Annotated in this window: 14 protein-coding genes; 10 read left to right on the top strand and 4 right to left on the bottom strand. The window is 72.1% G+C overall.

Annotated elements, in window-relative coordinates; all coding sequences use genetic code 11:
* Positions 1-11 precede the first annotated feature (11 nt).
* From ACWD12_RS31790 to ACWD12_RS31755, 8 genes are all read left to right on the top strand, one after another.
* Complete coding sequence (locus tag ACWD12_RS31790) at positions 12-1,529, top strand: ABC transporter substrate-binding protein (protein ID WP_450102447.1); 1,518 nt, start codon at positions 12-14, stop codon at positions 1,527-1,529.
* A gap of 274 nt (positions 1,530-1,803) precedes the next feature.
* A complete protein-coding gene (locus tag ACWD12_RS31785) occupies positions 1,804-2,766 on the top strand; it encodes an ABC transporter permease (protein WP_358359473.1) in 963 nt (320 codons plus the stop codon).
* Complete coding sequence (locus ACWD12_RS31780; protein ID WP_450102446.1) at positions 2,763-3,665, top strand: ABC transporter permease; 903 nt, start codon at positions 2,763-2,765, stop codon at positions 3,663-3,665. The genes ACWD12_RS31785 and ACWD12_RS31780 overlap by 4 nt, the downstream gene beginning before the upstream one ends.
* The gene (locus ACWD12_RS31775) at positions 3,662-4,759 is read left to right on the top strand and encodes an ABC transporter ATP-binding protein (protein ID WP_358359478.1); all 1,098 of its coding nucleotides are present in this window, start codon (positions 3,662-3,664) and stop codon (positions 4,757-4,759) included. The genes ACWD12_RS31780 and ACWD12_RS31775 overlap by 4 nt, the downstream gene beginning before the upstream one ends.
* Entirely contained in the window at positions 4,743-5,891 is a 1,149-nt protein-coding gene (locus ACWD12_RS31770; protein WP_450102445.1) for an ABC transporter ATP-binding protein, read from the top strand. Before ACWD12_RS31775 ends, ACWD12_RS31770 begins: the two co-directional genes overlap by 17 nt.
* A complete protein-coding gene (locus tag ACWD12_RS31765) occupies positions 5,888-6,880 on the top strand; it encodes a MurR/RpiR family transcriptional regulator (protein WP_450102444.1) in 993 nt (330 codons plus the stop codon). Before ACWD12_RS31770 ends, ACWD12_RS31765 begins: the two co-directional genes overlap by 4 nt.
* Complete coding sequence (locus ACWD12_RS31760) at positions 6,877-7,926, top strand: N-acetylmuramic acid 6-phosphate etherase (RefSeq protein ID WP_450102443.1); 1,050 nt, start codon at positions 6,877-6,879, stop codon at positions 7,924-7,926. Before ACWD12_RS31765 ends, ACWD12_RS31760 begins: the two co-directional genes overlap by 4 nt.
* Before the next feature lie 3 nt (positions 7,927-7,929).
* Positions 7,930-10,827 carry an FAD-binding and (Fe-S)-binding domain-containing protein gene (locus ACWD12_RS31755; RefSeq protein ID WP_450102442.1) on the top strand — a complete coding sequence of 966 codons (2,898 nt, stop codon included), beginning with the start codon at positions 7,930-7,932 and terminating at the stop codon, positions 10,825-10,827.
* 151 nt (positions 10,828-10,978) lie between these two features.
* Here the strand turns inward: ACWD12_RS31755 and ACWD12_RS31750 are convergent, their stop codons facing one another.
* Positions 10,979-12,859 (bottom strand): alpha/beta hydrolase domain-containing protein, encoded by a 1,881-nt coding sequence (locus ACWD12_RS31750; protein WP_450102441.1) that lies wholly within the window; start codon positions 12,857-12,859, stop codon positions 10,979-10,981.
* A 139-nt stretch (positions 12,860-12,998) separates the two neighbouring features.
* A complete protein-coding gene (hrpA, locus tag ACWD12_RS31745) occupies positions 12,999-16,913 on the bottom strand; it encodes an ATP-dependent RNA helicase HrpA (protein ID WP_450102440.1) in 3,915 nt (1,304 codons plus the stop codon).
* A gap of 152 nt (positions 16,914-17,065) precedes the next feature.
* Here hrpA and ACWD12_RS31740 point away from each other — a divergent pair, with 152 nt between their 5' ends.
* Together ACWD12_RS31740 and ACWD12_RS31735 are read left to right on the top strand one after the other, a co-directional pair.
* Positions 17,066-17,425: a type II toxin-antitoxin system RelE/ParE family toxin gene (locus ACWD12_RS31740; protein WP_450102439.1), complete on the top strand. Its 360-nt coding sequence runs from the start codon at positions 17,066-17,068 to the stop codon at positions 17,423-17,425.
* A 9-nt stretch (positions 17,426-17,434) separates the two neighbouring features.
* Complete coding sequence (locus ACWD12_RS31735) at positions 17,435-17,773, top strand: helix-turn-helix domain-containing protein (protein ID WP_450102438.1); 339 nt, start codon at positions 17,435-17,437, stop codon at positions 17,771-17,773.
* Between the two features lie 80 nt (positions 17,774-17,853).
* Here the strand turns inward: ACWD12_RS31735 and ACWD12_RS31730 are convergent, their stop codons facing one another.
* Positions 17,854-18,867, bottom strand: a complete 1,014-nt coding sequence (locus tag ACWD12_RS31730) for a TolB-like translocation protein (RefSeq protein WP_450102437.1) — start codon at positions 18,865-18,867, stop codon at positions 17,854-17,856.
* Complete coding sequence (locus ACWD12_RS31725) at positions 18,864-20,354, bottom strand: MFS transporter (RefSeq protein WP_450102436.1); 1,491 nt, start codon at positions 20,352-20,354, stop codon at positions 18,864-18,866. The genes ACWD12_RS31730 and ACWD12_RS31725 overlap by 4 nt, the downstream gene beginning before the upstream one ends.
* Between the last annotated feature and the right edge of the window lie 126 nt (positions 20,355-20,480).

Raw genomic sequence — 20,480 nt, 5'->3', positions numbered from 1 at the left:
CCCGTCGCCTCATGACCGGCATCACGGCCGCCGCCGTCGCCCTCACGGTGGGGTTGTCCGCCTGCTCACCGAGCAGCGGTTCCTCGTCGTCCGGCGACGTCTCCGCCTTCACCGTCGCCCGCACCGGCGACATCGACAAGCTCGACCCGCAGCTCGCCACCGCGTTCCAGACCCAGCAGACCCTCGGCCTGGTCTACTCGTCGCTGGTCAAGACCGGCACCGACGGGTCCCTCCAGCCCGACCTGGCGACCGCGTGGACGATCTCGCCGGACAACCTGACCGTCACGTTCACCCTGCGTACGGGCGTCACCTGGCACGACGGCACGCCGTTCGGCTCGGCGGACGTGAAGGCCTCGCTCGAGCGCATCCTGAACCAGTCCACCGGAGCGGTCGCCCGCTCCAACCTGACCGCGATCACGGGCATCGACACACCCGACCCGGCCACGGTCGTCCTCCACCTGAGCAAGCCCACGGCCTCGCTGCTCTACTCCCTCGCCTCGGTGAACACCTCGATCCTCGCGGCGAAGGACATCACCGCCGGCACCGTCGGCAAGTCGCCCGACGGCACCGGCCCCTTCACCTGGAAGCAGTGGGACCAGGGGCAGCAGGTGGTGCTGACCTCCAACGCCGCGTACTACGGCGGAGCCCCGGCGATCGGCACCCTCACCTTCCGGGTGATCCCGGACGAGGCGTCGATCCTGTCCGGCATGAAGGCCGGCGCCTTCCAGATCGGCCTGATCTCCGACCCCGGCATCGCGCAGCAGGCCGGCTCCGGCGGCGGTTACGAGCTGGTCAAGCAACCGACGCTGGCGTACCACACGTTCATGCTCAACGGCCGCCGCGGACCGCTCCAGAACCAGCAGGTCCGCCAGGCGATCGCGTGTGCCGTCGACCGGGACCAGGTCCTCAAGACCGCCGCCTACGGAGACGGCACGGTCACCGGCCCCATCACCAGCCCCGCGTTCCCGTACCCGGCCACCGACGGCCTGCCGTGCACGCCCGGCGACACCGCCCAGGCCAAGCAGATGCTCGCGGCGGCCGGCTACGGCGGCGGATTCACGCTCGACACGATCGTCGAGACCGGCGAGTACGCCTCCGCGGGTGCCGAGGCGCAGAACCTGCAGGCCCAGCTCGCCAAGATCGGCGTGAACCTCCAACTGCGCCAACTCCCCACCTCGCCGTACGTCCAGGCGTGGCTGGCCGCCGACTACGAAGCCGCGGTCGCCCTCAACGGCGGCTCCTACGACCCCTATCTCATGTACGGGCGCTACTTCGGCGCCGGCGGCAGCCTGAGCAAGCCGGCCGGCCTGGAGTCGCCGAAGCTGGCCGATCTGCTCGCGCAGGGCAACGCCACCAACGACGAGGCGCAGCGGAAGGCCATCTACGGAGACCTGCAAAAGCAGCTCCTCGCCGAGTCCCCGTGGATCTGGATGTTCCGCTCGGACGACTACTACCTGGTCAAGTCCGGGGTGCAGGGCTTCACGGCGCGACCCGACGAACTGCTGACGTCGCTGGCGGCGGTGAAGTGACCCGGAGGCCCCCGGCCGCGGGCACCAGGGCACAGGCAGGAGCCTGACGGCCCAGCGGCCGGCCCGGGGCGGTCGGCGTGGCCCGCAGCCACGCCCCCCGTGGCGGCGACCACGCCGACCGCCCGACCGGACCGCGGCCCGGAACCTCCACCCGCGCCGCACCCCTTCCACGGCCGACCCGCGACCGGCAACGCGATCGACCCGCACCACCAACTCCACCACCGACACCACCGACACCACGACCCGGTTCACAACCTCGAGAGGAGCCGACCGCATGCTGACCTGGCGATGGTTTGCCGCGCGGTTCGGAGGCGCCGTGCTCACCCTGGTGGGGGTGACAATCGTCGTCTTCGTCGTGCTGCGCACAATCCCGGGCGACGCCGTCACCGCGTCCCTCGGAACGGAGTCGGGCACCCTGACCCCGGAGCAGCGGGACTCGCTCAACCACTACTACGGCATCGACAAGTCATGGTTCGAGCAGCTCTGGACATGGATCTCCGGCGTCCTGCACGGCGACCTCGGGCTCTCCGTGACCAGCGGCAAGACGGTCACCGAACTCCTCGGCACCGCACTGCCCGTGACCATCGAGGTCGCCGCGCTGGCCGCGCTGATGGGGACCGCGGCCGGGGTCGCGCTCGGCGTCCTGGCCGGCGCCCGGGCGGGCCGCAGGACCGACAGCGCGACCCAGGGCGCGGCCCTGGTAGGCCTGGCGATCCCCGAATTCGTGGTCGGAACCGCCGTCGTCACGATCCTCGCCGAGGTGTTCCGCTACTTCCCCAACACGGGCACGTTCGTCCCGCTGACGACCTCGTTCTCGGAGAACATGAGCCAGGTGTTCTACCCGGCACTCGTGCTGGCCATCCCCTTCGCCGCCAACGTCATGCGGACCACCCGTTCCGAGTACGTCGAGATGGCCGAGGCGGACTACGTGCGCACCGCCCGCGGAAAGGGCCTGCACCCCGGCCGGATCCGCCGCGCCCACATCCTGCGCAACGCCACGATCCCGATCGTCACCCTGACCGGCATCCAGTTCGGCTACCTGCTGGGCGGCACCGTCATCGTGGAGCAGATCTTCGCGCTCCCCGGCATGGGACGGCTCCTGCTGACCTCCATCACCAACCGCGACTACCCGGTCGTGCAAGGCACGGTGCTGGTCATCGCCGTGCTGTTCGTCCTGGTCAACCTGATCGTCGACCTGCTCTACCGGGCCATCGACCCTAGGACGCGAGCAGCATGAGCATCCAACCCCTGGCCACCGAGACCGAACCGGTCCCCGCCTCCACACCCGCGAACACCCGTACGCGTCTGCTCACCCGCGTGTGGCACGACCGCAACGGCAGGATCGGGCTGGTCGTCACCGGCGTGCTCGTCCTGGTCGCCCTGCTCGGCGCGGTCGGGGCCGTGCCGCACGACCCGATCGCGCAGCACCCCGACGACCGCCTCCAAGGCCCCTCCGGCACCTACTGGTTCGGCACCGACCAATTCGGCCGGGACATCGCCGCGCGCGTCGCGGTCGGCATCTGGACCTCGTTGCGCGTCGCCGTGCTGTCCGTCGCCATCGCCACGGTCATCGGTTCGGTGCTCGGCATCTGCGCCGGGTTCTTCCGGGGCTGGGTCGACCAGGCCGTCAGCCGCTTCGTCGACATCCTGTTCGCCTTCCCGGCGATCCTGCTGGCCCTCGCCGTCGTCACCGCGCTGGGCACCGGCTGGCAGAACACCGCGATCGCGATCGCCGTCGTGTACACGCCGATCTTCGCCCGGGTCTCCCGCGGACCCACGCTGTCCGTCGGCAACGCCGAGTACATCAAGGCGCAGCGCGTGCTGGGCACTCCGCTGCCGCGCATCATGCTCCGGCACGTACTGCCCAACGTCAGCGCGCCCATCGTCGTCCAGGTGACCCTGGCGCTGTCCTGGGCGATCCTCACCGAATCGTCCCTGTCGTTCCTCGGGCTCGGCACCCAGCCGCCCGCGGCCAGCCTCGGGCTGATGGTCTCGGACGCCCGCAGCACCGTCGCCAACGCCTGGTGGACCCTGACGTTCCCGGCGCTGGCCATCGTGATCGCGGTGATCGCCCTGAACCTGCTCGGCGACGGGCTGCGCAGCGCCCTCGACCCCCGGCGGGAGTCCCGTTCATGAAGCACGACCCGAACACGCCGCAGGGCAGCGCGTACCGCAACGGTACGGCGCCCGCCGGGCCCGCCGAGGCTGTCCGGCCCGCCCGCGAACCGGTCCTGGCCGTACGCGGACTGCGCACCGCGGTCCGCACCGCCTCGGGGCCGCTGGAGATCCTGCGCGGCGTCGACCTCGACGTCGAGCGCGGCGAAACCGTGGCCGTGGTCGGCGAATCCGGCTCCGGCAAGTCGTTCACCGCACTCAGCGTGGCCGGCCTGCTGCCCGGCGGCGCCGAGGTCACCGACGGCCGGGTCCTCCTGGAGGGGCGCGACCTGGTCACCCTCCCCGAGGAGGAACGCCGCAGGATCCGGGGCGCCGAGATCGGCATGGTCTACCAGGACCCGATGACCTCGCTCAACCCGGTGATGCGCATCGGCAAGCAGGTCACCGAGGGCCTGCGCGCGCACGGATGGTCCAAGGAGGCCGCCCACGAGCGTGCGCTCGACGTGCTCGGGGAGGTCGGGCTGCCCTCCCCGCGCGCCCTCATGCGGCAGTACCCGCACCAGCTTTCGGGCGGCATGCGCCAGCGCGTGCTGATCGCCTGCGCGCTGGCGCCGCGGCCCAAGGTGCTGATCGCCGACGAGCCGACCACGGCGCTGGACGTCACCATCCAGCAGCAGATCCTGGCCACCGTGTCCCGGCTCCGCGACGAGTACGGCCTGGCCGTCGTGTGGATCACGCACGACCTGGGCGTGGTCGCGCGCATCGCCGACCGGGTAGCCGTCATGTACGCCGGACGCGTCGCGGAACTCTCCGGAACACGAAGGCTGTTCACCGCGCCGCAGCACCCCTACACCGACGGCCTGCTCCGGTCGCTGCCCACCCCGGCGCATCCGCACCAGGCCCCGCTGCCGCAGATCGGCGGCAGTCCGATCCTGCTGTCCGACCTGCCGCGAGGCTGCCCCTTCGCGGCGCGGTGCCCCCATCGCGCCGACCACTGCACCACCGAGGAACCGCCCCTGCTGGACCGCGATTCCTCGCGCGCGGCCTGCTGGTTCCCCCGGAACGAATGGACGGGGAAGCGATTGGAGGTGACCGGGCGTGCGCAGGACGCGTGACACCGCGGAACCGCCGCGGTCCTTGCCGGCCGACACCGAGAACGCCGGTGCCACCGGCGGGACACCGGCCATCGACGTCCGCGGCGTCGTACGGCATTACCGCTCGGCCGGCCGCGGCACCGTGCACGCGCTGGACGACGTCAGCGTGCGCGTCGAACGCGGCCGCGTGCTCGGCGTCGTCGGCGAGAGCGGTTGCGGCAAGTCGACGCTGGCCCGGTTGCTGACCCGGCTTGAGCGGCCCGACGCCGGCTCCGTCGAGGTGCTGGGCGCCCGGGTCGACACGGCGAAGCGGGGCGCGCTGCGCCGGTTGCGCCGCACGATCCAGCTGGTGTTCCAGGACCCGTACGCCTCCCTCGACCCGCGCCAGCGCACCGGCGCCGCACTCGCCGAGGTCCTTGCCGTGCACGGCCTGCCGTCGGGCCCCGACCAGGTCGCCGCACTCCTCGAACAGGTCGGCCTGGTGCCCGCCCTGGCGGAGCGGTACCCGCACCAGCTCTCCGGCGGCCAGCGCCAGCGACTCGGCATCGCCCGGGCGCTCGCGGTGCGGCCCGAGGTCCTGGTGCTCGACGAACCGGTGTCCGCCCTGGACGTCTCGGTGCGTGCCGAGATCATGAACCTGCTGGTGAAGCTGCGCGAAGAGCTCGGGCTGACGTTCGTGTTCATCTCGCACGACCTGGGCATGGTCCGGCACTTCGCGGACGACATCGCGGTGATGTACCTCGGGAAGATCGTCGAGGTCGGCCCGTGGGACGCGGTGTCGGACGAGCCGCTGCACCCGTACACCAAGGCGCTGCAGGCGGCGGTCCTGCTGCCGGACCCGGCGCAGGGCCAGGGCGGGGTGGAAGCGGTCGTCACCGGGGAGGTCCCGGACGCCGCCGCGCCGCCCTCGGGCTGCCGCTTCCACCCGCGCTGCCCCCTGGCCGAGGACGTGTGCCGCACCGACGAGCCCGCACTGCTCCCGGTGCCGCGGGTCGGCGCGGCAGGCACGCCGGGATCGGGCGAACACCGCCTGGCCTGCCACGTGATGCGCCGCCGCCTTGCCGAAGCCGCGGATGCTGCACAATCGCCGTCGCAGACGACCGCGGATACGGCCGGACCGGCCGTACGGGTCGAGAAGAAGACGGGGGAATGACCATGGCACCGACCCAGGACCGGGCAACCGAGAGCCGCGGGGCGACCGCGGGCACGCGCGCGTCCGGGCAGCCGGCGGCCACCCCGTCGGGACGCCGGGACCTGCTCGCCCGCCTCCGCGGGCTGGCGCCGTCCCTCGTGCCGTCGAAGCGCCGCGTGGCGGCCTGCATCCTCCGCGACCCGGCCATGGTGGCCACCCAGACCATCACCGAACTCGCGCGCGCCGCACAGACGTCCGAGACGACGGTGCTGCGCCTGTGCCACGAACTCGGCCTCAACGGCTACCGCGACCTGCGTGTCGCGCTCGCCACCGAGTCGGGCCGCGAGCAGGAGCGTGCGGACGGCAATCGCAAGGTCGGGGGCGACATCGGCCGCGACGACGACCTCGACGCGATCATCGAGACGATCACCTACCACGACCGGCAGGCGATCGCCGACACCGCACGCATCCTGGACCGCGCGGCCATGGCCGAGGCCGTACGCCTGACATCCGTGGCACGCCGCATCGACATCGTCGGAGTCGGAGCCAGCGCCGTCATCGCTCTCGACCTCCAGCAGAAACTGCACCGCATAGGGCTCATCGCCTTCGCGTGGCACGACACCCACGCCGCGCTCACCGCGGCGGCGCTGCTCGGCCCGGACGACGTCGCCATCGGTGTCTCGCACAGCGGCGCCACGACCGACACCGTCGACGCCATCCGCGAGGCCGCCGCCCGCGGGGCGCGGACCGTCGCGCTGACCAGCGCCCCCAACTCGCCACTCGCCCAGATGGCCGACGTACTGCTCACCACCGCCGGCCGGGAGACGACCTTCCGCTCCGGCGCGACCGCGTCGCGGATCGCGGCGCTGAGCGTCGTCGACGTACTCTTCGCCGCCGTCGCCCAGCGCAATTACGACCGGGCGATCTCCGCCCTCGAAATCACCCGCCGGGCCGTCGCCGGCCGTCGCACCGACGCCGACGACGGCTCGTGGGAGGAAGACCGCACGTGAAACAGCCCCGGATCCACGTGATCTCCCCCACCGAAGAGGTCAACGACCGCACGCTGGACCTGGACCTCGTGCCCACGCTCGAACTCGTGCGGCTGATCAACGCCGAGGACCGCACGGTACCCGGTGCGGTAGCGGCCGTACTCCCGCGCATCGCGGACCTCGTGGACGTCGCGGCCGCCCGGGTGGCGGACGGCGGGCGTGTGCACTACTTCGGAGCAGGGACATCGGGCCGGCTCGGCGTCCTGGATGCCGCCGAACTCGCGCCCACCTTCGGGGTGTCCGACACGGTCGTCGCCCACCAGGCGGGCGGAGCACGGGCGTTCGTCACCGCGGTCGAGGACGCCGAGGATGTGGTCGACGGCACCGACACCGGCGACATCCGCTCCGGCGACGTCGTGATCGGGCTGGCCGCGTCGGGGCGCACACCCTACGTCGGCGCGGCCCTGTCGGCGGCCCGCGTGCTCGGCGTGCCCACCGCGCTGGTCACGTCGAACCCCGCGGCTCCGCTCGCCGAGTTCGCGGACTACGTGCTGGTCGCCGACACCGGCCCGGAGGCGCTGACCGGCTCGACCCGGCTCAAGGCCGGCAGCGCGCAGAAGCTGATCCTCAACACCTTCTCGACCGCGTTGATGGTGCGTCTGGGGCACACGTTCGGCAACCTGATGGTGGACTTGCAGGCCACCAACGCGAAGCTGCGCGGTCGTTCGCTGGACGTGCTGGGCCAGGCCACCGGAGTACCCCGCGCCGAGGCCGCCGCCGCGCTCGACGCGTGCGGGGACATCAAGACCGCGGTCGTCTACCTCCTGGCCCGGCGACCCGACCCCGCCCGGCCGGGCGACGGAGCCGGCACCGGGTCCGCAACCGAGTCCGAAACCGGGACTGATGTCGGGTCCGGGACGGGGCGCGGCGTCGGGCCGAGCCCCGAACAGTGCCGGACCGCACTGGCGGATGCCGGCGGATACGTGCGCCGCGCCCTGACCGCCCTCGCCGCCGCGCCGAGCGGCCGCCCCGCACCGCCGGCCCCGCCGCCGGCCGACCGGAGGTGAGCCGTGCGGCACGCCGAACACCGCGGCCGTCGAGCCCCCGACGCCCGCGGACGCCCCGGGTTGCCCGCCACCGACGGCGCCACGCTGCGCAGTCTGGAGCGGGCGGCGCCCGGCGCCGTCGCCGCGCGGGCAAGTGACCGCCTGGCCGCCGCCCACGACGCCTCGCACTACCTTCTCGTGCCCCGGGCGGTGGTACGCCCCGACGGCGCGGCACAGATGGCCGCGCTGTTCCGGGCCGCCGCCGCGCGCGGCCTGCCTCTGACGCTCCGCTCCGGGGGTACGAGCCTGTCCGGCCAGGCCGGCGGCGACGGCGTCCTCGTCGACACGCGGCGCCACTTCCGCGACATCGAGGTGCTCGACGACGGCGACCGCGTCCGGGTGCAACCCGGCGCGACCGTACGCTCGGTGAACGCCCGGCTGGCGCGCTTCGGCCGCAAGCTCGGGGCCGACCCCGCCAGCGAGATCGCCTGCACGATCGGCGGCGTCGTCGCCAACAACTCCAGCGGCATGGCCTGCGGCACGGAGTACAACACGTACCGCACCCTCGAATCGGCCGTCCTCGTCCTGCCGAGCGGAACAACCCTGGACACCGGCGTGCCGGACGCCGATGACCGGCTGCGCGTGCTCGAACCCGGCATCCACGCGGGCCTGCTGCGCCTCCGCGACCGCGTACGCGCCGACCCGGCGTCGACGGCGACGATCCGCCGCCTGTTCGCCCTCAAGAACACCATGGGCTACGCGGTGAACTCCTTTGTCGACCACAGCCGTGCCGTCGACATCCTCACGCACTTGGTCATCGGCAGCGAAGGCACCCTGGCCTTCGTCGCCGAGGCCACGTTCCGCACCGTGCCGATCCACCCCCACACGGCCACCGGACTGCTCTTCTTCGACGACCTGGCGGCCGCCACCGGCGCTCTTCCGGACCTGGTCGCCGCCGGGTTCGCCGCCGTCGAACTCCTCGACACCACAAGCCTGCGCGTGGCCCGACGCGACCCGAAGGCCACCGACCAGCTGCGCGGTCTGGACCTGCGCACGCACGCAGCCCTGCTCGTCGAACACCAGCAGCCGACCGCCGAGGCCCTCGAGGACCGGGTGCGGACAGCTGCCGGCCTGTTCGCCGGACTTCCGCTCGCGGCGCCGGCCGCATTGACCGACTCGGCGCATACCCGCGCCACCCTCTGGCACGTCCGCAAGGGCCTGTATGCGGCCGTCGCGGGAGCGCGCCCTTCGGGCACCACCGCGCTGCTCGAGGACATCGCCGTCCCCGTCGACCGCCTCCTGCCCGCCTGCACCGAACTGACCGCGCTGTTCGACCGGCACGACTACTCCGACAGCGTCATCTTCGGCCACGCCAAGGACGGGAACATCCACTTCCTCCTCAACGAGGATTTCGACGACGCCCGTCTCGTCGACCGGTACCTCGCGTTCACCGAGGACATGGTCGACCTCGTCCTCGGCCACGGCGGCACCTTGAAGGCCGAGCACGGCACCGGCCGCATCATGGCGCCGTACGTACGCCGCCAATACGGCGACGAGCTGTACGAGGTCATGCGCGAGGTCAAGCAACTGCTCGACCCCCACGGGTTCCTCAACCCCGGCGTCCTGCTCAGCGACGACCCGGCCGTCCACATCAGCCACCTCAAGTCCACCCCGACCGTCGAGAGCGAAGTCGACCGCTGCGTCGAGTGCGGATACTGCGAACCCGTCTGCCCCAGCCGGGACCTCACCCTGACTCCGCGTCAGCGCATCGTGCTGCGCCGCGAAGCCGCCCGCGCGCACCACGCGGGCGACGCGGAGCTGGCGGCGCGCATCGAGGCCGAAGCCCAATACGACTCGGTGGACACCTGCGCGGTCGACGGCATGTGCCAGACGGCCTGCCCGGTGCTCATCGACACCGGCGACCTGACCCGCCGCCTGCGCACCGAACGCCTTGGCAGGACAGCGCAGAAGCTGGGCGTCTCGGCGGCGAGGCACTGGGACGGCGTGACGCGCACGGCGGCGGGCGCGCTCACCGCCGCCGACGCGGCCCCGTCCGCCCTGCCCGGCAGGGCATCGGCCGTCGGGCGAGCGCTCCTCGGCGCCGAACTCGTCCCGGCGTGGTCACCGGAGCTGCCGCGAGGCGGCTCCCCGCGGCGTGCCCGGCCCGCGAGGGCCCCCGAGGCCGTCTTCTTCCCGTCCTGCGTCACCACCATGTTCGGGGCCGCGCAGCCGTCGTCCGCCGGATCCGGCGGAGGCGTCCGCGAAGCCTTCCTGGCGCTGTGCGAGCGCGCCGGCATCGAGATCCGGGTACCCGACGGCATCGCCTCGTTGTGCTGCGGAACACCCTGGAAGTCGAAGGGACTGACAGATGGCCACGCCGCCATGCGCGACCTCGTCCTTCCCGTGCTGTGGCGCGCCACCGGCAACGGCGCGCTCCCGGTCGTCGTGGACGCCGCCTCCTGCTCCGAGGGACTGGCCGCCCTGCTCGCCGAACACGGCATCACCGTCGTCGATGCCGTCGCGTTCACCGACACCGCCGTCCTGCCCCGCCTGCCCCGCGCCCGACGGGTCCCCTCGGTGGTGGTCCACCACACCTGCTCCTCGACCCGTCTCGGCATCCACGACTCACTCCTCCGCGTCGCCGCCGCGGCAGCCGAGACGGTCGTCGAACCGGACGACTGGACCTGCTGCGCCTTCGCCGGCGACCGCGGCCTGCTGCACCCCGAACTGACCGCCTCCGCAACCGCCTCAGAGGCCCGGTCCGTACGCCGCCACGGAGCCTCCGCCCATATCTCCGTGAACCGCACCTGCGAACTGGGCATGACGAGAGCCACCGGTCACCCCTACCGCCACCTCCTCGAACTGCTCGAAGACGCAACCCGCCCCCAGCCGCCCTCGACCCAAGCCGTGCCTTCGAAATAGGCCGTGCCCTCGAAGTAGGCCGTCTCCGTACTTGGCCGTGTTCGAACCAGGCCGTGTCCGAGGCGACGGCCCTCCCGAGTCGCCGCGTCACGGACCTTGCCGCCGACCCCTGGCTCAGACCAGGGTCAGGGCTCAGATCAGGGTCGGGGGCTCAGATCAGGGTCAGGGTGAGCGTCGCCGTGTAGGCGCCGGCCAGGGGGTACGCCGGGATCCGCAGCGCGAGTTCGGCGTCGGCGGTGAACTCGCCGCCGGAGACCTGCCCGCGCTGGTTCTCCGGCTGGGTGCACAGGGCGCCGTGCGTGGGAATGGGCCCGGCGGAGCCCGGCGTCGCCCCGCTGGGCGCGTCGGGGCTCACGACGGCACACACGGGGGTCCACGCCAGGGCGGTGGCGGGGATCCGGCCGCCGGTGGCCGAGGTGAAGTCGGTGGACTGCCCGGTAAGCGACCACCCGAGGGTCGAGCCGCGGTAGTCCTGGACGGCCACGGTGTTCAGGCGCCCGGTCACGGTCTGCGGCGTGCCGTCGATCGTCGCGGGCGTGAGGGTGACCCCCGAGGCCTGCTGCGCCATGGCGAGGGCACCTGGGCGTACCTCGCCCTCGACGCCCTGGTCGAGCGATCCGGAGGGCGGCGGCGGGACGGGCGCGGCGTCCGCCTCCTCGTGCAGGGCCGGGAGGTCGTCGGAGAGGATCCCGCCCGCGGTGGCGGCGCGGCGGGCCGCGGCGTCGAAGGCGGCGACGTACGCGGCATGGTCGGGGTAGAGGGCACGCAGCATGGCGGCCTCGAACGGGACCGTCGTGCCCACGAGTTGGCAAAACTGGTTCGGTCCGCTGTTCCCGTCGCCGCGCAACGCCGCGATCGGCACGTCGAGTTGCGGCGTACGGATGCCGCCGAGCGCGTTGCCGTGCGCGTCGCGGACGATCGCCCCGGCCCCGTCGACCTCGATCCGCGGCATCGCGGGCGGCGGTGCCGCGCCGCCCGCCCACGTCGTCAGACCGCGCAGCGCGGCGCGCATCATGTAAGTCTGCGGCCCCGAGTTCACCGGCTTGTCGCAGCCGATCGCCGTCGCGCCCGTGAACGCGTCGGCGTGCGACGTGCCCGGCATCTCCCACAGCCGGTACGCGTCCGAGTCGTCCTGCCGCGCCGCCAGGTGCAGCGGTACGTCCGTCTCCGACTCCGTCACCAGCACCGGCACACCCGCGTCCGGCCGGATGAACGCCACCGGCACCGCGGGCTCCTGCAACCCGCCCTCGAGCGGCGCGGCGGAGGCGAAGCGGCTGTGGATCAGGAAGCCGTCGTACGCCCCGGTCAGCGGCTGCACCGCGTTCACGTACGTGGTGAGCCGGAACGCCGACTGCGACTCGCCGTTCGCGAGGAGCACGCGCTCGCCGCCCAGCCCGCCGAGCAGGTCGCCCTGCCCGGTCACCCGAAGCGCGGCGGCGACCTGGGTGAAGATGTCGTACGAGTACGCATCGCCGGGGTGGCTCAGCGAGCCGTACCGCGCCGGGGAGTAGGACTTCAGGCCGCCGAGCCCGAACGGCCCCGGCGGAGCGTCGATTCCGGCGGCCTGCGCCGAGACGCCGACCCACGCGTACCCGCGCCGCAGCATCTCCTCGCGCATGAACTGGTAGTCGGGCGCGGTCTCGAAGCCCGCGCTCACGTTGAACCATTCGACCACCACGGTGCCGTTGAAGCGCGCCGCGTCGTTCGGCGTGCGGACCAGCACCCGCGTTTTGTAGGCCGCCGCCGTATCCGGCTCCGCCGCCCACCGGCCCGACGCGTCCCACGTCCCGACCCGGCGGTACGAAGTCGCCTGCCCGGAAAGGAAGTACTCGCGCTCGCCGTACCCGCGCGCGGCGAGTTCGCCCGAGTCGGTGACGGCCGTCCAGGGGGAGCCGGGCCCGGTGACCGGGCCCTCCACGGCCGGGACCGGTCCCGCGGGATCCGCGTGCGCGGAAGCCGGGAGGGAGACGAGGGCGGCGAGCGCCGCGAGGACCGTACCGAGCGTCGCGAACGTGCGGCGTGTGTGTCCCACGTCGGCGGACGGTAGGGGAGATTCCCGGCAGTTACAAGGACTTCCCGCCCCGCCGCCCGCCGTCGGCGGTTCCGACTGACCCGGGCCGTTCCGACAACTCCGACGCCTCGGACAGCTCCGACAGCTCCGGCGACTCTGCCTACGCCTCCAGCGCCTTGAGGATCCGCTTGTCCGACACCGGATACGGCGTCCCCAGCGACTGCGCGAAGTAGCTGACCCGCAACTCCTGGATCATCCACCGCACTTGCCGGACCTCGTCGCTCAGCGGCCGGCCCTTCGGCTGGTTCGCCAGGCGGCGCGCGTACGCCTCCTCAAGGTCCGTCACCTTCAGCATCCGGTGCCGGTCCCCGTGCGGGTCGTTCGGCAGCTTGGCCAACCGCCGCTCGATCCCGCGCAGGTAGCGCAGCACGTCCGGCAGGCGCCGCCAGCCGCTTTCGGCGATGAAGCCGCGGTGGATCAGCCCGGCCGACTGCGCGCGGATGTCGGTCAAGGCCGGCACGAGCGCGAGGCTCGTGGTGCCCTTCAGCTTGACCTCCAGCGCGTGGTGCACGGTCAGGATCCGCTCGACCTTGACCACGGTGTCCTCGGTGGTCGCCGGAAGGTCGGCGCGTACCTTGGCCAGCAGCTTGGCGAAACCCTCGGCGTCCCAGGCCGGTCCGCCCGCGTCGGCCATGATCTTGTCGACCGCGCACGCCACGCAGTCCTCGAACATGTCCGCGATGTCCTTGTGCGGGTTGTGGCTGAGCGCGAGCTTGGCGCGGTTGGGCAGGCGGCCCGCGATGGCCTTGACCGGCGAGTTCACGCCCAGCATGAGCAGCCGCCGGGTGCCGAGCCACATGGCGGCCTGCTGCTCCGCCTCGGTCTCGAAGACGCGTACCGCGACGCTCGCTCCCTCGTCGACCAGCGCCGGGTAGCCCTTGACCGGGTGCCCGTCGCGCGTGGACTCGAAGGTACGCCGCAGCGTGCCGAGATCGCCCCACTCCTTCAGCCCCGCGCGCTCCACGGTGTCGGCCGCCCGCGACAGGGTCGCCTGGGACTTCGGCTTGAGCCGCAGCTTCAGCTCCGCGAGGTCCTTGCCCTCGGCCAGCGGCTTGCCCCGGTCGTCCTCGACGCGGAAGGTCATCCGCAGGTGTTCGGGTATCCGGTCGAAGTCCCAGCTCTCCGGCGGCACCGGGATCGCCTTGAGCCGCTGGAGTTCGCGGGCGAGGGCCTGTGCCAGCGGCTCCTGACGCGGCGTCATCCGAGCCAGTGCCGCGCGGGCGACGTCGGGCGCCGGAATGAAGTTGCGGCGCAGCGTCTTCGGCAGCGAACGGATCAGCTCGGTCACCAACTCCTCGCGCAGGCCCGCGATCTGCCAGTCGAAGCCGTCCTGCACCACCTGGCCGAGCACGGCCAGCGGGATGTGCACCGTGACGCCGTCGGCCGCGTTGCCCGGCTCGAACTGGTAGGTCAGCGGCAGCCGCAGGTCGCCCTGCACCCAGAAGTCCGGGTAGTCGGCCTCGTCGATGCCGCCCGCGCGCTCGTTGATGAGCATCGACTTCTCGAAGCTCAGCAGATCCGGCTGCTGCTGCCGGGTCTTCTTCCACCATGTGTCGAAGTGCCGTCCTGAGACCACGTCCTTGCCGAGCCGCTGGTCGTAGAACTCGAACAACGTCTCGTCGTCGACGAGGATGTCCCGGCGTCGCGCCCGGTGTTCGAGCTCCTCGACCTCTTCCAGGAGTGCGCGGTTCTCCTTCAGGAACTTGTGGTGGGTACGCCAGTCGCCCTCGACCAGGGCGTGCCTGATGAACAGTTCACGCGACATCTCGGGGTCGATGCGCCCGTAGTTCACCTTGCGCTGGGGGACGATCGGCACGCCGTACAGCGTCACCTTCTCGTACGCCATCACCGCGCCCGCCTTCTGCTCCCAGTGCGGTTCGCTGTAGTTGCGCTTGACCAGGTGTTCGGCGAGCGGCTCGATCCACTCGGGCTCGATCCGGGCGTTGACGCGCGCCCACAGCCGGCTCGTCTCGACCAGTTCGGCGGACATCACCCAGCGCGGCGGCTTCTTGAACAGCGACGACCCGGGGAAGACCGCGAAACGGGTGCCGCGCGCGCCGCTGTACTCGCGCTTGGCCGCGTCGTACAGGCCGATGTGGCTCAGCAGGCCGATCAGGATCGACGTGTGGATGCGCTGCGCGTCCGCGGGCTGGTCGCCGAGCCGCACGCCCATCTGCCGTACGGTCTGCCGCAGTTGGCTGTAGACGTCCTGCCACTCGCGGATCCGCAGGTAGTTCAGGAACTCCTGCTTGCACATGCGCCGGAAACCCGACGACGACCGCTCCTTCTGCTGCTCCTGGAGGTAGTCCCACAGCTTGAGGTACGTCAGGAAGTCCGAGCCGGCCTCCTTGTCGACGAACCGCGCGTGCTGCTGCTGCGCCTGCTCCTTCTTGTCGGCGGGCCGCTCGCGCGGATCCTGGATCGACAGCGCCGCCGCGATCACCATGACCTCGCGCACGCAGTTGTTGCGCTCGGCCTCCAGCACCATGCGCGCCATGCGGGGGTCGACCGGCAGCTGCGCGAGCTTGCGGCCCACCGGCGTCAGGCGCTTGCGTACGTCCGTCTGCGCCGGGTCGATCGCGCCCAGCTCCTGGAGCAGGTCGACGCCGTCCTTGATGTTGCGGCGGTCCGGCGGGTCGATGAACGGGAACGCCGCGATGTCGCCCAGCCCGATGGCGGTCATCTGGAGGATGACGGACGCCAGGTTGGTGCGCAGGATCTCCGGGTCGGTGAACTCCGGCCGGGCGAGGAAGTCCTCCTCGGCGTACAGCCGGATGCAGATGCCGTCCGAGGTACGCCCGCAGCGGCCCTTGCGCTGGTTCGCCGACGCCTGCGACACCGCCTCGATCGGCAGCCGCTGCACCTTGGTCCGGTGGCTGTAGCGCGAGATCCGCGCGGTCCCGGGGTCGACGACGTACTTGATGCCCGGGACCGTCAGCGAGGTCTCCGCGACGTTGGTGGCCAGCACGACGCGGCGCCCGCTGTGCTGCTGGAAGACGCGGTGCTGCTCGGCGGAGGAGAGCCGGGCGTACAGCGGCAGGACCTCGGTGTCGCGCAGGTTCCGCTTGGTCAGCGCCTCCGCGGTGTCGCGGATCTCGCGCTCGCCGGACAGGAACACCAGGACGTCGCCGGGCCCTTCGGCCTGCAGCTCCTCGACCGCGTCGATGATCCCCTGCACCTGGTCCCGGTCGTCCCCGTCGCCCTCGTGCGCGTCGTCGGCCACCAGCGGCCGGTAGCGCACCTCGACCGGGTACGTCCGACCCGACACCTCGACGATCGGCGCGTCCCCGAAGTGCCGCGAGAAGCGCTCCGGGTCGATCGTCGCCGACGTGATGACGACCTTCAGGTCCGGCCGCCGCGGCAGCAGCTGCTTCACGTAGCCGAGGATGAAGTCGATGTTGAGGCTGCGCTCGTGCGCCTCGTCGATGATGAGGGTGTCGTACTGGAGCAGGTCGCGGTCGGTCTGCAACTCGGCCAGCAGGATGCCGTCCGTCATCAGCTTCACCAGCGACTCGTCCGACACCTGGTCGTTGAACCGCACCTTGTACCCGACGGTCGACCCGAGCGGGGTCTTCAGCTCCTCCGCGATACGGTCGGCCACCGTCCGCGCGGCGAGCCGCCGCGGCTGCGTGTGCCCCACGAGCCCAAGCACCCCGCGCCCGAGCTCCAGGCAGATCTTCGGCAGCTGCGTCGTCTTCCCCGACCCGGTTTCGCCCGCGACGATGACCACCTGGTGGTCCCGGATCGCGGCGGCGATGTCGTCCTTCTTCTGCGACACCGGCAGCTGCTCGGGGTACGCGATGTCCGGCACGGCCGCGCGGCGCAACCCCGCCCGCAACTCGGCGTCCTCGATCTCCCCGGCCAGCTCCGCGACGATCGAGGCGCGCACCTCGGGGTCGCGAACACGGCGTGCCCCGTCGATCCGCCGCGCCAGCCGACGCTCGTCACGCAGGGTCACACCGGACAATCGAGCCCGCAGATCGGCGAGCGGAGCGGAGGCAGACGGCGTATCCATACGGGCCCAAGGATAGGCATGCCGGCCGCCACAACCACCAGCGGATATTCACCACCTCGACCCGATCCGCACGCGGCTCTCAATTTGTCATACAAGATGACTGATTCGATTTGGCTCTCACTCCGTGCACGCCGACGCCAGACTTGCGCCCCGTGACCGAGCGCTACCTGATCGAGCTCGAGCCGGAGGTCCGGCAGTGGCTCGAGTCGCTGACCATGTCCGAGTACCGACGCGTCGAAGAATTGGCGGATCTGCTCGCGGAGCACGCCACCACGCTGGATGAGCCCTACACCAAAGCACTCGGTGACGATGTGCGAGAGCTGCGCTTGCGACTGCACCCGCTGAGCATGCGGATCACCTACTGGCTGGCCCCGGGCCGGCGGGTGGTGCTCCTCACCGTCTTTGCCAAGACCCGGGACCGCGAACACCGTCAGGTCGAGCGGGCCAAGGTGGCGCGGAAGATCTGCGCCGACCATCATCTGGCCGCATGTGAAGAATTCGCCCGGGAGTAGCCTTAACCCATGGATGCGCGCACTGCGATCGAGCGACGACACGCCGCCTGGCGGGTCGATCCTGTCGAGGCACTGGATCCCGAGGCCCAACGGCAGCGGGCCGAGATGGCCGCCGCAATCGCCCTGGCGAAGGCCGTCCATGACGCACGCGTGGCCGCCGGGTTGTCGGAGGCCGAGCTGGCCGACCGCGCCGGCCTGGACGAGGACGCCGTCGTCTGCATCGAGGAGAGCGGTACCACCCCCACACCCGACCTTTTGAACCGCCTCGCGCGCGCCCTCGACAGCGACGTCACCCTCACTTGGACCGGCGAAGGCGTCCGCGCGGCGTTTGCCCCGCACGCCGCCTGAGCGCACGCGCTCCCACGCTCGCGCCGCCGCACAATGCACCCGATCGGCCCTGCGGTCCTGCCGCGCGCCAGGCGCCGGGCTCACGGCCGGAGGACCGCGGGGGTCAGGGCGTGTCTCAGGACCAGGGACGGGGTGCCGGTGCCGTCGGCGCGTACGGACCAGACGTCTGCCCGCAGGTCGCCGGGGAGGTTGTAGAGGACCGTGCCGTCGTCCAGCCACTCGGCTTGGTCGTCGAGGGTCCGGGTCTCGGCCGTCGGCGTCTCGCGCCCGGTGGCCAGCTCCAGGGTGAACAGCTTCCAGGGCCGGGACGGGTCCGTGCCGTCGACGCGCTTCTTGTAGGCGAGCTTCGTGCCGTCGGGTGACAGTGAGGGGCACTCGACGTTGTCCCGCAGGGTGCGCAACGTGCGCGCGGCGAGGTCGCCCTCGGCCAGGTAGCGGTGGCCGTCGGTCGCCACGGTGGCGTAGAAGCGGTTGTCGTCGGCGGCGAAGGTGATGCCCCAGATGTTGACGTCGGCCGCCTTGTACGGCTTGCCGTCCCGGATGATCGAGAACTCCTCCAGGTTGTTGTGCAGCGTGTCCGTGCGCCGGTCGAGGATCGCGGTGCGCGTGGAGAAGTCCAGCCCCGCGTACGACTCCCCGCCCACGAACGAGGTCCACGCGACCAGCCGCCCGCTCGGGGAGACCCGGGCCCGCGACGGTGTGCCGGCCATCTCGCGGCTGTCCACCGGCAGCAGGCGGTTGTCCAGGATCACCGCGTTGTAGGTGTGCAGCGCCGCGTTGGCGAGCTTGAGGCACACGCCGGTGCCCTTGGCGGCGTGGAAGACCAGGCACGAGGTCGGCGAGATCCGCCGGTTGTCCTTGCCGTCGTCCTTGCCCGTGTCGGACAGCGTTACGGCCGCCAGGTGGTCGCGGCCCGTCCCGGCCATCGTGGTCCGGAACACGATCCGCCCCGGGGCGTCGAGGGTCACCTCGCTCAGCTCCTGCCGCGGTCCGCTCTCGGACCGCCCCGCCGCGTGCAGTGTGTAGGCCACCGCCACCCCGATCAGGAGCGAGGTCACCACGGCGAGCACGACGGTGCGGGCGGTGCGGGTCATCGGGCGTCCTCCGGGACGGTTTCGCGGCAGCGGTACGCGACCAGCGCGGTGGCGGCGCACGCCGCGCACAGCACCGCGGCCGCGGTGACAAGGGCGGTACGCGGCCCCCACGCCGTCCAGGCCGCGCCGAAGGCCACCGCACCGATCGCGCGGCCGGCCGCCTGGCCGGTCTGGACGAGGGCGAGGGACCCGCCGCGCAGCCGCTTGGGGGCGAGCGGCGCCGCGACGGCCATGAGCACTCCGTCGGTCGCGGCGTAGAAGACGCCCAGCAGGACCAGCGGAAGCACGATCAGCAGGCCGCGCGGCACAGGGGTCAGCAACACGACGTAGCAGAGCAGGAGAAAGATGTGGCCGGCGAGGAACACCCGCAGGCGGCCCACCCGGTCGGCGACGAGGCCGACCGGGACGGCGAGGAGCAGGAACCCCAGCGCCGTTCCGAAGGGGAGCAGCGGGAACAAGTGCGGCCGTAGGTCCACCTGTTGCTGGAGAAGGAGGTAGACCATGCCGTCGCCGATCGTCGCGGCGCCGAGCACGAGGGCGTACAGGCAGACGCGGGAGAACGCGGGGACGCGCAGCACCCCGACGGCCTCGCGCAGGCGCGGCCGGGCCGCGGGTTCCGTTGCTGCGGGCGCTGCTCCAGGCGCTGGTTCGGGCGTGGTTTCGGGGGCAGCCGCGGGCGGTCCTTCGGGCGCTCGCCGGGGAACCGCCTTCGGCGCTGCCGCGTACGGGATTTCGCGGACGTACAGGCACAACAGCAAGACACCGAAGGCGGCGAGGCAGAAGCTGACCACGAAGACCGCGTCGTACGCCTGCGCGGTGAACCACAGGACCGCCATCGCCGCCGGCGGGCCGAGCAGTGCGCCCGCCGTGTCGAACGCCCGGTGCACGCCGAATGCCTTGCCCTGAGCGCCGGTTGGCGTCGACAGGGAGATCAGCGCGTCGCGCGGCGCGGTCCGGATGCCCTTGCCCATGCGGTCGGCCGCGATCACCGCCCCGATCACCGGCACCGAGTGCGCCGCCGGAAGCGCCAACTTGCAGGCCGCGGAAAGGCCGTAGCCGAACCCCGCGACGGGCTTGTGCCGCCGCGTACGGTCCGCGATGTGCCCGCCCGCGATGCGCAGGAACGCGGTGGCGCCGTTGTAGAGGCCGTCCAGCATGCCGAACGCCAGTGGCGACAGGCCGAGTCCGAGCACAAGGTAGACGGGGAGAATCGCGGTCACCATCTCGGCGGAGACGTCGGTGACGAAGGAGACCATGCCGAGGGCGACCACGTTGGGGGCGACGATGAGGCCTACCCGGCGGCGCGACCGCGACGGCGACCGGGACCGCCCCTGCGACCGGGACCGCCCCCGCGACTGCGGCTTTGGCCGAGTGCCGGGCGGCTCCTCGGGGGCAGCGTCCGAAGTGCCGGGATCGGCACCGGGGTTCGGCTCGTCGCGGCGAACCCCGGTGCTCAGGTCGCCGCTGCGGCTGGAGGACAGGTACATGGCGCGCTCCCGGACCGGGCGGAGGCCGGACCGGTGTGCGGGGCCGCGGAAGAGACGGCCTCCGCACACCGGCCGGCCGGTGACGTCGGGGGATCTCAGTCAGGAGAGATGGGCGGCAGGAGCCTC

Source organism: Streptodolium elevatio, assembly GCF_053592165.1.
The sequence above is the reverse complement of the archived record's forward strand: the minus strand, read 5'-3'. Positions and strand labels throughout refer to the sequence as shown.